Source organism: Flavobacterium sp. LM4, assembly GCF_002017935.1.
Lineage (GTDB): Bacteria > Bacteroidota > Bacteroidia > Flavobacteriales > Flavobacteriaceae > Flavobacterium > Flavobacterium chungangense.
Map to the genome: position 1 here is coordinate 1,420,872 of NZ_MUFW01000001.1, position 12,714 is coordinate 1,433,585.

General features: G+C 34.9%; 15 protein-coding genes. 7 read left to right on the forward strand and 8 right to left on the reverse strand.

All coding sequences use genetic code 11. The features are described from left to right. The first annotated feature begins 2 nt into the window (after positions 1 to 2). From BXU10_RS06410 to moaA, 5 genes are all read left to right on the forward strand, one after another. Positions 3 to 239, forward strand: coding sequence for a MoaD/ThiS family protein (locus tag BXU10_RS06410; protein WP_078226640.1), 237 nt, complete (start codon positions 3 to 5; stop codon positions 237 to 239). Positions 240 to 249: 10 nt separating this feature from the next. Continuing rightward, positions 250 to 1,326, forward strand: a complete 1,077-nt coding sequence (locus BXU10_RS06415) for a HesA/MoeB/ThiF family protein (RefSeq protein WP_078226641.1) — start codon at positions 250 to 252, stop codon at positions 1,324 to 1,326. A gap of 240 nt (positions 1,327 to 1,566) precedes the next feature. Next, positions 1,567 to 1,998, forward strand: a complete 432-nt coding sequence (locus BXU10_RS06420) for a molybdenum cofactor biosynthesis protein MoaE (RefSeq protein WP_078227921.1) — start codon at positions 1,567 to 1,569, stop codon at positions 1,996 to 1,998. Position 1,999: 1 nt separating this feature from the next. Further along, positions 2,000 to 2,914 (forward strand): bifunctional molybdenum cofactor biosynthesis protein MoaC/MoaB, encoded by a 915-nt coding sequence (gene moaCB, locus BXU10_RS06425; RefSeq protein WP_078226642.1) that lies wholly within the window; start codon positions 2,000 to 2,002, stop codon positions 2,912 to 2,914. Continuing rightward, positions 2,901 to 3,908 (forward strand): GTP 3',8-cyclase MoaA, encoded by a 1,008-nt coding sequence (moaA, locus tag BXU10_RS06430; protein ID WP_078226643.1) that lies wholly within the window; start codon positions 2,901 to 2,903, stop codon positions 3,906 to 3,908. Before moaCB ends, moaA begins: the two co-directional genes overlap by 14 nt. A 161-nt stretch (positions 3,909 to 4,069) precedes the next feature. Here moaA and BXU10_RS06435 read toward each other — a convergent pair whose 3' ends face one another. From BXU10_RS06435 to BXU10_RS06450, 4 genes are all read right to left on the reverse strand, one after another. Then, positions 4,070 to 4,642: a hypothetical protein gene (locus tag BXU10_RS06435; RefSeq protein ID WP_078226644.1), complete on the reverse strand. Its 573-nt coding sequence runs from the start codon at positions 4,640 to 4,642 to the stop codon at positions 4,070 to 4,072. Positions 4,643 to 5,008: 366 nt separating this feature from the next. After that, positions 5,009 to 6,286 (reverse strand): DUF2130 domain-containing protein, encoded by a 1,278-nt coding sequence (locus BXU10_RS06440; protein ID WP_078226645.1) that lies wholly within the window; start codon positions 6,284 to 6,286, stop codon positions 5,009 to 5,011. 146 nt (positions 6,287 to 6,432) lie between these two features. Then, positions 6,433 to 7,086: a hypothetical protein gene (locus tag BXU10_RS06445; RefSeq protein ID WP_078226646.1), complete on the reverse strand. Its 654-nt coding sequence runs from the start codon at positions 7,084 to 7,086 to the stop codon at positions 6,433 to 6,435. A gap of 57 nt (positions 7,087 to 7,143) precedes the next feature. Then, positions 7,144 to 8,025 (reverse strand): LysR family transcriptional regulator, encoded by an 882-nt coding sequence (locus tag BXU10_RS06450; RefSeq protein WP_078226647.1) that lies wholly within the window; start codon positions 8,023 to 8,025, stop codon positions 7,144 to 7,146. 218 nt (positions 8,026 to 8,243) lie between these two features. On the opposite strand from BXU10_RS06450, the gene BXU10_RS06455 reads away from it, so the two are divergent. Beyond that, the gene (locus BXU10_RS06455) at positions 8,244 to 8,951 is read left to right on the forward strand and encodes a class I SAM-dependent methyltransferase (RefSeq protein WP_078226648.1); all 708 of its coding nucleotides are present in this window, start codon (positions 8,244 to 8,246) and stop codon (positions 8,949 to 8,951) included. A 46-nt stretch (positions 8,952 to 8,997) separates the two neighbouring features. Here BXU10_RS06455 and BXU10_RS06460 read toward each other — a convergent pair whose 3' ends face one another. The 4 genes from BXU10_RS06460 to BXU10_RS06475 form a co-directional block, all read right to left on the reverse strand. Then, positions 8,998 to 9,462, reverse strand: a complete 465-nt coding sequence (locus tag BXU10_RS06460; RefSeq protein WP_078226649.1) for a DUF3291 domain-containing protein — start codon at positions 9,460 to 9,462, stop codon at positions 8,998 to 9,000. Positions 9,463 to 9,498: 36 nt separating this feature from the next. Beyond that, entirely contained in the window at positions 9,499 to 9,777 is a 279-nt protein-coding gene (locus BXU10_RS06465) for a putative quinol monooxygenase (RefSeq protein ID WP_078226650.1), read from the reverse strand. A 2-nt stretch (positions 9,778 to 9,779) separates the two neighbouring features. Continuing rightward, on the reverse strand, positions 9,780 to 10,385 hold the full coding sequence (locus BXU10_RS06470; RefSeq protein WP_078226651.1) for an NAD(P)H-dependent oxidoreductase: 606 nt from the start codon (positions 10,383 to 10,385) through the stop codon (positions 9,780 to 9,782). A 354-nt stretch (positions 10,386 to 10,739) separates the two neighbouring features. Further along, positions 10,740 to 11,726, reverse strand: coding sequence for an aldo/keto reductase (locus BXU10_RS06475; protein ID WP_078226652.1), 987 nt, complete (start codon positions 11,724 to 11,726; stop codon positions 10,740 to 10,742). A 116-nt stretch (positions 11,727 to 11,842) separates the two neighbouring features. Here BXU10_RS06475 and BXU10_RS06480 point away from each other — a divergent pair, with 116 nt between their 5' ends. After that, positions 11,843 to 12,688 carry an AraC family transcriptional regulator gene (locus BXU10_RS06480; RefSeq protein ID WP_078226653.1) on the forward strand — a complete coding sequence of 282 codons (846 nt, stop codon included), beginning with the start codon at positions 11,843 to 11,845 and terminating at the stop codon, positions 12,686 to 12,688. Positions 12,689 to 12,714: the final 26 nt, after the last annotated feature.

The window sequence follows — 12,714 nt, forward strand, 5'->3', positions numbered from 1 at the left end:
TAATGATTGAAGTTAAATATTTTGGAGCTGTTGCCGAAAAAACACAATGCACTTTTGAAAATGTGGTTTCTTCGAATATTTCACTGCAGGATTTATTGCAGGATTTAGAAGAGAAATACAAGTTCGAATCGCTTTCTTTCAGCGTTGCCGTCAATCAGAAAATAGTTTCAAAAACAACAGATTATGCCTTGAAAACAAGCGATATTGTTGCTTTATTGCCTCCTTTTGCCGGAGGATAATTTACAATTTATGAATGCATCTTCCCGTTATACCCGACAAATGATTCTTCCTGAAATAGGAGAAGAAGGCCAGCAGAAATTGTCTGGATCAAAAGTTCTGGTTATTGGTGCCGGAGGTTTGGGCGCTGCGATCCTGCCATACCTTGCAGCAGCAGGAGTTGGTGAAATTGGAATTGTTGATGATGATGTTATTGAGATTTCAAACCTGCACCGTCAGGTGATTTATAAAAGTTCGGCTGTCGGGAAATCCAAAGCAAAAGAAGCCAGAGAAATGCTTTTGGAATTGAATCCGCAGCTAAAAGTAAATGCGTTTTCTTTGAAATTATCAGGGGAAAATGTTCTTACTTTATTTGAAAACTACACTATTGTGGTCGATGCAACAGATAGTATTTCAATTAAATATCTCATAAATGATGCCTGTCTGATTACGAATAAACCAATGGTTTACGGATCAATTTTCAGGTTTCAGGGGCAGGTTTCGGTTTTTAATTATCAAAATGGTCCAACTTACAGATGTTTATATCCTGATGAAAACAGTTCGTCTGTGAATTGTACGGATGCGGGAGTTATCGGAATTTCGGTCGGAATTATTGGAATGCTGCAGGCCAATGAAGTCATAAAAATGATTTTGGAAACAGGAGAAGTTTTGAGCGGAAAAATATTGGTTTATAATGTTCTGAATAATGAACAGCAGAAATATGATTTTGAAAAAAATGATTCTTTTGTAATGAACAGAAATATTTTTGATGAAAAATATTCTCAGAAAGAAAATACTGTCGAAGAAATTTCAGCTGAAGCAGTTTTGAATCAAATAGATAATGAAGAAGTTCTATTTTTAGATGTTCGTAATACAGATGAACTTCCAAAAATAGCTTTTAAAAATAGCCTTCAGATTCCGTTAATGAATCTGGAAAATGAAATAGAAAAACTTGATTTAAATCAAACGATTTATGTTTTCTGCCAATCCGGAATTCGAAGCAAAATGGCTGCTGAATTGCTTCATAAAAAAGAGTTTAAAGATGTGAAAAGTGTTGAAGGCGGTGCGTTGGCAATGAAAGAATTATTAAAAAAAGAAATAAAAATATAGTCAAAGATTAAAAGACACAATTGTCTGCACAGTTTGTCATTCTGAGGAACGAAGAATCTTCACAAGTAACTCGGTATAGAATGGCGTCAATGTTTGTAAAGTTTCTTACGAGGATTTCTCCTCCGTCGAAATGACAATATCGCGATTATTCTTTTTGTAGAATTAAATAGTGAAAATTCGTATAATTTGTGGCAAATAAAACTTTTAATCTGTGAAATCTTTGATATAAAAATAAAAAAAATGAGTAAAAATGTATTTGTAGAAGGACCAATTTCTCCGGAATTTATTGCGGAGTCGATTGCCAAGCATCAATCCAAACATACAATTGGGGCACACAATATTTTTCTAGGCCAGGTTCGCGCCGATGTGATTCACGATAATACGGTTGTTGCTATTGATTATTCAGCCTACACCGATATGGCAAACGAAGCCCTGCATGCGATTAGAGAAAAAGCATTTGCCAAATTCGATTTGACCTGCATGCATATTTATCACAGTTTAGGTGTAGTAAAAGCAGGCGAGATTTGTCTGTTTGTTTTTGTTTCTGCAACGAGACGTAAGCAGGTTTATGAAGCTACAGAAGCCATCGTAAACTGGATTAAAACAGATGTACCTATTTTTGGAAAGGAAATGTTTGAAAACGATACATTCACCTGGAAACAAAACATCTAAAATGGTAGATATTACGCATAAAATAAGCACCTTAAGAAAAGCAACAGCCACAGCAATTGTCAAAGTAAGCAAACAGGAAACAATTGATGCAGTGGTCAATAATCTGGTGCCAAAAGGGAATGTGCTCGAAATGGCCAAAACAGCCGGATTATTTGCAGTAAAAAATACGCATTTGTCGATTCCGGATTGTCATCCGCTTCCAATTGAATATACGTCGGTTGAATATAAAATTGAGGATTTAACGATTCAGATTATTTTTAATGTAAAAACAGTTTACAAAACCGGAGTAGAGGTAGAGGCCATGCATGGAGCTTCAATTGTAGCGCTTACGATGTACGATATGCTGAAACCAATCGACAAGGAAATAGAAATTTCGACCATCAAATTAATCAATAAAGAAGGCGGAAAATCATCTTTCAAAAATAAATTTCCATACGCGATAAAAGCAGCGGTTTTTGTTTGCTCCGACTCTATATTTGACGGTGATAAAGAAGACCGATCCGGAAAAATAATTATAGAAAAGTTAGAGTCTTATGGTGTTGAAACGTCTCATTATGAGATTATTCCTGATGAATTAGAAATTATTCAGGAAAAAACGAAGGCTTTCGCCAAAGAGAATCAACTGGTTATTTTTACAGGCGGAACCGGATTATCGCCAAGGGATGTGACACCTGAAGCGCTTTCACCGATATTAGAAAGCAGAATTCCGGGAATCGAAGAAACCATTCGCGATTACGGACAACAGCGTATGCCGTATGCGATGTTATCCAGAACAGTTGCAGGAATATTAGGAAAAAGTCTGGTTTTGGCGCTCCCGGGATCAACTAACGGAGCAAGAGAATCCATGGATGCTGTTTTTCCGCATGTGATGCACGTTTTTCATATTTTAAAAGGAAAAAATCATGACACCCTCTAAAACCATTTTAACGGATGATTTTGGGCGAAAACACAATTACTTGCGTATTTCGTTGCTGGAGAAATGTAATTTGCGTTGTACGTATTGCATGCCTGCTGACGGAATTACATTGTCTCCAAAAGCCAGTTTAATGACGGCCGATGAGATTTTTGCAATTGCCCAGACTTTCGTGGAAAATGGTGTCGATAAAATCAGGCTGACGGGAGGCGAACCCTTATTAAGAAAAGATTTTCCTGAAATTATTTCGAAATTATCAACTTTAGAAACTTCACTTTCAATCACTACAAACGGTATTTTAATCGACCGTCATATTGATGTTTTAAAACAGGCTGGTGTTAAAAAAATCAACCTGAGTTTAGATACTTTGGTAGCCTCAAAATTTCATTCGATAACACTTCGAAATCAGTTTGAGAAAGTGATTGATAATCTGCATTTACTGCTGAATAACAATTTTCAGGTGAAAGTAAATGTTGTTTTAATAAAAGGTTTTAATGATAACGAAATTGTAGATTTTATCAACTTAACGGAATCATTACCCATTTCGGTGCGTTTTATTGAATTTATGCCTTTTGCCGGAAATGAGTGGGACAGAATCAAAATGGTGTCACAAAATGAAATTTTATCGCAGGTTGAAACCTGTTTTACTTTGTATAAAATTCAAAAGTTGGAAGATGAAAAAAACTTCACGGCGAGAACCTATAAAATAAAAGGTTTTCAGGGCGATTTCGGAATCATAAGTTCGATTACGAATCCGTTTTGTGACAGCTGTAACCGAATACGCCTGACGGCAAACGGAAAAATCAAAAATTGCCTATTCTCGAATTCTGAAACTGATTTGCTAACGGCTTTTAGAAACGGAGAATCGATTACGGAATTGATTTCTCAATCTGTTCAAAATAAAAAGAAAGTTCGTGCCGGAATGGTGACCATTTCTGAAATGGATGATCCTGCTAAACATCTTGACAATCGAAGTATGATTGCGATTGGGGGGTGAATTTATGAAGATTTTAGTCATTGCGAGGAACGAAGCAATCACATTCAGAAGATCCACAATATATTTCTCAATGCTAATGAGGCTGCTTCGTTCCTCGCAATGACAAGTATGAGAACAAAAAAAAGGTTCAACTTTATTCAAGTCAAACCTTTCTTCTGAAATTATTTTTTCTTTTTAGCTTTTGCTTTCTTTTTAGACTTCGCTTTCTTTTTGGCTATTTTTTTAGCTTTCGCTTTTTCTTTCGCTTTTTTCGCTTTTTCTTTTTTCTTGGCTGCAGCTTTTAGTTTTGCTTTTTTAGCTTTTTCTTTCTTTTTGTCTTTTTTAGCATCCTCTTTTTTCTTCGCTAATTTCTTTTTTGCTTTGTCTTTTTCTTTGTCTTTCACTTTTTTCTTCTTTTTATCGGATTTATTTTTTGAAGGTTCTGCATCAGCAGTTTCATTTGTAGTTTCAGTAACAGGAGTTTCAGCAGCAATTTCTGCTGGTTGTACAGGTGTTGGTACTGTATTTTTTGCAGGAGCTTTTTTTATTGCTGTTGGTTTAGCAGTTGCTGCAGGTTTTACCGGTGTTTTTGTTGTAGCCGTTTTTACTGTTGCAGCTGTAGCTGCCTTAACAGGTGCTCTGCGGACAGGCTTTTTTATTTCCGGTTGATTTTCGTTTTCTGCTGTCGGCTGAATATTTTCAGTTTTTGGAGAATCAATATTCTCGGGAGTAGTTTCTTCGGTCTTGTTTTCCATATTATTGATGCATTTATATGATGATTATCTTTGTATGTAACTAAATTGTTAACTCAGAGTTAAGTAAAGATAATTATAAAACAAGCTTTCTAATGTTAAGTTTTTAGTAAATAAAAAGGGGTAAGTTGTTGATAAAGAATTGTTTGAATTTTTGCTTAAAAATAAAAATCAAATTTTCTTAACAATTCTACATGAAAAATGAGGTAAATTACTTTGTAAATTACATTTCTAAAAATTTCTAAAATGTATTATCAACGCAACACTAGCCCAGATGGGAACGGCATCCTTTTATGGTCTCGTTCCAAAACGAGACCATAAAAGATATAGTGTACAGCTGGAATAAGCTCCTGATTGTTAAAAGTAAAACTATTCTAATTCCTTAGGATCTTCATTATCATCCTCAATAAAATCGAGTTCCAGGGCACGAACGGTCTGAACTGCATTTCCGGCAATTCCACGAATTGAACCGTACATTCCTAAGGTATTGTGAACTACTTTTTCTATTTGTTTTTCACGCTGTTTCCAAATTCGCTGCATGGCTCTTTTTTCGGCATCCAGATCGCTTTGCATTTGGGTGAAACCTTCTACGATTCCTTCAATCTGTAAACGGAATTCGTTGCTGGTTAAGAAATCGTACAACATCGACATTTTATCACCTTTGTTTTCCTGCGCCTGAACGGCCTGACTAACCTGAATGATTGACTGACGCAGAACAGCGCTCAAACCTTTAAACTCATCATACGTACAAATCCAGATGCCGTCTCGCATGCCCATTCGTTCCATTCCGGTCGGCATTACTTCGGTAACTAAAACACCGATATTGGCTCTTTTGGTTCGGATATCGTTTTTGAATTTTTCAATCCAGGATGGCTGGAAAGCTTTTGTACGTTTGCTTTCGTAATAAATAGAACCACAGTTTTGCTGTTCTCTGGTGTTTACAATCTGAAGGCAATCTGCTCCGTTGGCGCCTTTTTTGACTTCGTCAATACTGTCCAGCGGAAAATTATTGGCTAACCATTCTTCTATGGCTAATTCCATTACTTCGCCCTGCAATTGCATGGATCCTTGTTCCTGCTTGCGTTTCATTTCTTCAGTCAGCTTTTTTTGTTCTTCGAGCTGTTTCTGAAGTTCTTTGAATTTCAATTCGTTTTTATCGTCTTCCTGTTTTCTGATTTTTTCGCGCTCTAAGGCTAATTGCACATTCAATTGCTTTTCTGCTTCGGCCTGGATAGCATCTTTCATTTCCAGTTTTTCACGCTGTAGTTTGGCAATTTCACCTTCCATTTTATTCAATTCTCTGATTTTTTCAGACTTTTCAGAAAGTTCTTTTTCCATCAATAATAAACGGTCTTTGTTTTCTTCTTCAAGCTTGGTTTTCAGTTTTTCGCCAATTTCTTTTTCCGCTGCTTTTTTTTCACGCTCCAAACGCTCGGCAAAAAGTTCGTTTTCCTGCTTTTTCTTCGCTTCAAATTCGGCTTTGGCTTTTTCGAATTGTTCGTTTTTAAGCTCTAATTCACGGTTTTGAATATTTGCTTTTTGTTGAAATTCTTTACGGATGCTATCTTCCAATTGATGTTTCAAAATATCATTTACATCGATAGTGGTTCCGCAGTTTGGACACTGAATAGAAGATTGCTCAGCCATTTTTATTTGATTTTATTGAGTAGAATTATAATTTGCTAAGATATTTAAAAGTTATCTCTTAAGCGAGAAGTAAGGTGTGATAAATTGTAACGTTTTTTCGCTACGAATTATACGAATTTTTTCAAGCTTTGTTTTTAATTATCCTATTACGGATATTCAAATCCAAATTCATATTTTTCTAATTTATCTTTCCAAAGTTTATAACTCGCATAATATATCGGCATATTATTTTGTTCTAATAATTTTGTTTTGGTATCTTCTGGAGATTCAATTCTGTAATAAAGTTCAATATAACCATCGGTACTATCAATTGGAGCGTAGCAATTTCCAAGTTTTTGGAGTATTTGTTTTTTATTCATTCCTAACTTTATTCCTTTTTCTGATTTGAAAGAATCGAATTTTAATTGTCTGTATCCTAAAGATTCTTTACTAGACTTTTCTACTTTAAAAATTGAAACTTGGAATTTACCATCACCTGGATGCTGGGTTAAAGTTAAGGTTTCACTTTCAAAATTTGAATAATAGTGATAGTTATTGAATTGATCAATTTTGTCATTATTCCCAATAATTGAAATGGTGCTTTCTGAATTTCTTAATTGAATTCCACAAACTGAAACATCAGGATTTTCTAATATACAATTTGAATTTTTCAACTTTTGAATTTCTTCGTATTTTAATCTTTCATCTTCATCTGGCTCAGGAATCAATTCAATTCGGTTATTTTCTGATTTTTTTTTAGCTGAATTATTGCAACTGATTAAAAGTAAAATAGAGATAATTGGAACTAATATTTTTTTCATTTTATATTTGAATTTTAACTAAGATTTTATTTATTAGTAACTTAAGTAATAATTTTGTCACGTTTTAAATTTCAATAAAAACTCAACCGCCGATTTTGTAATTTCAGAATCATCTTCTCTTAAAGTAATTAAGGAAACATCCGTGAACAGATTAACTTTTTTCAATTCAATAAAACCAATTTCTGTATTAGAATTATTCTTAGCAATATTGGATGGGACTATTGAAATCCCCAATCCATTTTTAACTAATTGGACAATAGAATTAATGTTGTTTGCTTCATGAATGATTTTCGGTGTAAAGCCATAAAAAGCACAAAGTTCCAGTAAAACTTCATGATAATGCGGTGCGTAATCTTTATTGAAAAACACAAATGTTTCGTCTTTCAGTTTTAAAATCTCGTTTTCTGATTTTATCTGAACGGTATTTTTATTGTAAACCAATGAAAATCCATCTTTAAACCATAAATGCGATTTTATTTTGGGCGAATGAATAGGTGATCGAATGATTCCCATCTCGATTTTTCCCTTTTCTAAAGCAGCGATTTGTTTGGTAGTTGATACTTCAAAAAGTTTGAAATTTACGTATGGAAATTGCGCTTTCAGATGTTTTATCAAATCGGAAATGACAGATGAATAAATCGAATTGATATAAGCGATTCTGAATTCGCCCGAAACGTTCTCTGCTATCTTTTTTGTTTTCATAGCAATTCGTTCCAGATGCTGAAAAAGTGCTGTTACTTCTTCCTTAAAATATTTTCCAGCTTCGGTCATTTCAACTTTTTTGTTGTTTCGAATAAAAAGTTTTGCCTGAAGTTCTTCTTCTAGTTCCGCTATTTGTCGGCTTAAAGGTGGCTGGGAAATAAACAGTTTTTCTGAGGCTTTGGTGAAGTTCAGTTCTTCGGCAACAGCCAGGAAATATTTTAGATGACGTAATTCCATGATACTTTTAAAGTATTGTTAATTGATAAAAATAGTATTTTTAAAGTATTTATGAAAGAGGTAGTTTTGAAAATGAAAAAATAACTCTCTTGTAGATTGGGCAGATATGGCAGATTATGAATTTAGATAAAATCATCTTAATCACAATATCCCGATCAATATTAGCAAAAAGATCCTCTTAATCTGCTTATTCTGCGAGAGATTAAAAAGTAAAAACTATGAAAAAATCAACTACACAAGAAATCAAAGAACGATTTGACAATGATGTCGAACGATTTTCAAATTTAGAAACAGGACAGGTTGCAACTATCGATGCTACGATTTCTTTGGAATTAATTACCGAAACTTCAAAACGTATTGTTCCTGATGCGAAGAATGTTTTGGATATTGGCTGTGGAGCAGGAAATTACACTTTAATGATGTTGTCTGAAGTGCCGAACTTAAACTGTACTTTGGTCGATTTGAGTTTACCGATGTTGGATCGTGCTTTTGAGAGGGTTTCGGCTGTAACAACCGGAAAAGTCGAAATTAAGCAAGGTGATATTCGCGAAGTAGATTTAGAGGAAAATAGTTTTGATATTATTTTGGCCGGTGCTGTTTTGCATCATTTACGCGATGATAATGATTGGGAGACAACTTTTACAAAATTATTTAGATTATTGAAATCAGGTGGATGTTTGATGATTTCTGACTTGATCACACAAGACACGGATTTGTTGAATGAATATACATGGCAGCGCTATGGAGATTATTTAGAAGGAATAGGAGGGGCAGAGTACCGCCGGAAAGTTTTGGATTATATTGAAAAAGAGGATTCGCCAAGATCTATGAATTACCAATTGGATTTGATGAAGAAAGTTGGTTTCTCAAAAGTCGAAATTTTACATAAGAATATGTGTTTTGGCGCTTTTGGTGGGATCAAGTAGTTTTATTTGCCACGAATAGGCGAAACAATTCGTGGCGAATAAAAATTTATGCGTCAATTGGCATCGGGTATTTGTTTCTAAGGTCGAAAACGAATTCTGAAGGGCCGTTTTTTTGTAGGTAATCTAATTTTTCTACAGCTTCGTCAAGAGTTGGTATATGTCCTTCGGGAATCCACCACATGGCGGTGTGGGCTTTTCCGAATTTTAAAAACCATTCTTTACGACGTTTTAAAAATTCGCTGTGAAAAGTTTTGTACATATAATGCTCTAATGTCTCGATGCTTTCCCAAACTGATACGTTGATGATAATCTGTTCATCGTTGTACGGATTCAGACTTGTAGCATTGTAACTGTCTGTATCATCTTTTAATCTCCAGATAAAACCTTCGCTCTCTTCGGCTAAAGTGTTTACAGTGTCTAAATTATCTACAAATTCTTTCATTATCGGGTCGTTGATGTCGACTCCTTTCATTTTGGCAATATTAATTTCTGCAAGATGATAGTTACTCATGTTATCAAGTAGATTTTTCTGGTGCTATTTATTCTTTTATAAAATCTGGTTCGTTTTATAAACCTGAATCGGATCTGAAACGAGATCTCTGATTTGAGAAATAAAATCGGCTAAATAGGGTTGTGAATTGTGAATATCAAGTCCAGGCTGGTCTTTCCATTCTTCCCAAATGATGAATACATTTTCGGCTTTATGTAAATCGTAGCGAACACAGGCTTCTTCTTTTCTGGTTTCGGTAACGAGATGGTGCAGCATCTTTTGTATTTGGTCGTTATGTTCCGGTTTACCTTTAAAGATGGCAGTAATTGAAATCATGATTATAAAGTTTTAAAAATTTCTTTTAAATGATTGGTGTAATTTTCTTTAAATATAAGAATATTTTCAGGTGTTGCGCCTTTTTCAACATCATGAAAATGAAATCCGTCTACGCGTTCCATTCCTGTGAATTTGTTCATTTTATGGAAACCAAACATTACGCCATCATCAACAGAAGTTTCGTCGAAGAATTCCCCCGCAAGCGTAAAAGCTGTTGCAGGCGCGTTCCAGCTTGTGGTAAGCATGTATTTGCGTCCGTGTAAAAGTCCGCCGGTTCCGTAATTGATGTCGGGATTTACGCGGCTTCTTCCGTCGCTTTTGTAGATTCCGTTGTTGTGTCCTTGTGTAAAAACATCATCGATGTATTTTTTAAAAAGGTTTGGTACCTGAAACCACCAAATTGGTGTGTGATAAATAACTAAATCTGCCCAGACGAATTTTTCTACTTCCTGCTGAAGATTGATTTCGTTCTCGATATGGGTTGTTTTTATTTCGTAATCGTTGTTTTTAGAAAGAAATTCAACTGTCCAGTCCTGAACGGTTTGATTGAATTGTCCTCCTGAATGTGCGAATTTTTGTCCTCCGTTAATTATAAATATTTTTTTCATTTTAATTGTTCTTATGAAAACGGATGGGTGAGGGATAGAGGCGGTATCCTTTTACGAAATGAAATGAAGCAAAAGATAAAGCCGAAAGCCCGACCCGTAGGGACACACCCAAATTGTTTTAATTGGTTGAGATTTTTATACACATAGAAACATAGGTTTTAAAAACTAGTTTTTCGCATAAAGTTCTCAAAGTTTGTCATTCCGAGGAACGAGGAATCTCCGTAAGTAGCTCCGCATAGAGAGTCGCTAATCTTTGTAGAGTTTCTGGCGAAGATTCCTCGTTCTTCGGAATGACAAGATTGAGCAGACTATGTTTGTTTACAAGGAAATTCTATGTTTCTATGTGTTTAAAAACTATTTTATTTTAGCAATTGCCTGATTAATAAACTCTAATTCCGACACTGATAAATCGAAATCCATTGTTTTGGCGTTTGAAATGGCTTGCTCTGCGTTTCTGGCTCCGGCTAAAACTATTGAGATTCCTTTTTGTAAAGTGGTCCAGCGTAAAACCAACTGCGAAATTGAAATGTGTTTAGAATGGGCTAACGAACTCAATTCCTCGATTAAGGTTTTTACCTGCTGAAGGTCAAATTTGCCGAAATAACCGTTTCTATGATCGTTTTCCTTTAATTTACTATCTAAGAAATATTTCCCGGTCAATAAACCTCTTTCCATTGGGCTGTAAGCAATGATTCCGATGTTTTCTGAGATAGTGAATGGAATTAGTTCTTCTTCGATTTTACGGTTCAGCATACTGTATGCAACCTGATCAGAAACTACCTGAACTGTTTTTTGTGCTTCCTGAATTTGTGCAACATTATAATTACTTACTCCGAATGCTCTGATTTTTCCCTGCTGGATTAACGTTTCAACGGCTTCCATTGTTTCAGAAATTGGGGTTGTAACATTTGGCCAGTGAATTTGTAGTAAATCGATATAATCCGTCTGAAGACGTTTTAGGCTTTCTTCAACTTCTTTTATTACGCTTGCTTTGGATGAATATTTGTAGATCGGCACTTTTTTACCGTTGTCATCAGCGTCAAAAAAGTAATCGCCTTTTCCGTTGTTGCTGCCGTCCCAAACCAAACCGAATTTAGTCAATAACTGAACTTTTAAACGATCGTGGCTTTTGACAGCTTCTCCGACCATTTCTTCGCTTAAACCAAATCCGTAGAAAGGAGCGGTGTCAATCGTTGTAACACCGTGGTCGATTGAAGCATGAATGGAGTCGATTGAATCTTTTTTATCTGTTCCTGCCCACATGGTTCCGCCAATAGCAAAAGCACCGTAAGTGATTGTTGATAATTCAAGTTCAGAGCTGCCTAATTTTCTATATTCCATGATTATGATTTTTTCTATTTAAAATTGATGAGGCAAAATTATACTGTTTTTATGATTCTTATTTGGTATAATTTTGTCTTTTTTAGGTATATTTGCACCTTCAAATAAATTGAATTATGAAAAAAGAAAATCTATACGAGCCTTTTACAGTTTCTTTTGAAACGCTGAGTGAATATCCGGATGTAGGAGATCGTCATAATTTTTTTGAGCTGGTTTATATTTTGGAAGGGACGGGTTCGCAGTGTATCAACAAAAATATTTTTAGGTATGACCCGGGGCATTTGTTTTTATTGACGCCCGAAGACTGTCATAATTTCACAATCGAAACCGAAACGAAATTTTTCTTTTTGAGGTTTAATGATATTTATTTGAAAAATTCAAGTCTGCAAAATGAAAATATTCAGCGACTGGAATATATCCTTCAAAATGCGAATCATCAGCCGGGCTGTATTTTGAAAAATGATCCTGATAAATGTTTGGTAAAGGTTATGATCGAAGCCATTTGCCGGGAAAAGAAAGATAAGGATATTTACAATCAGGAGTTGATTCAGCAATTGGTTAATACGCTGATTATTATTGTAGCAAGAAACATTGCAAAATACCTTCCGGAACAGGTTAATATTGATACAGAGGCAAAAGCGATGGATATTTTGCAATATATTCAGAACAATATTTACTATCCGGAGAAAATAAAAGCAGAATCTATAAGTGATTATTTCGGAATTTCTAATACCTATTTAGGGCGTTACTTTAAGAAACATGCCAGCGAAACGATGCAGCAATATATCAGTAATTATAAAACCAAATTAATTGAACATCGTCTGCAGTTCAGTGATAAGCGTATTAATGAAATTGCGTATGAATTTGGTTTTACGGATGAAAGCCACTTTAATAAGTTTTTTAGAAAACAAAAGGGGTATAGTCCTTCTGAGTTTAGAAAGACGATTCGGTTGAGTGCGTAGTACATTTATAAAAGAAGGAACAAAAG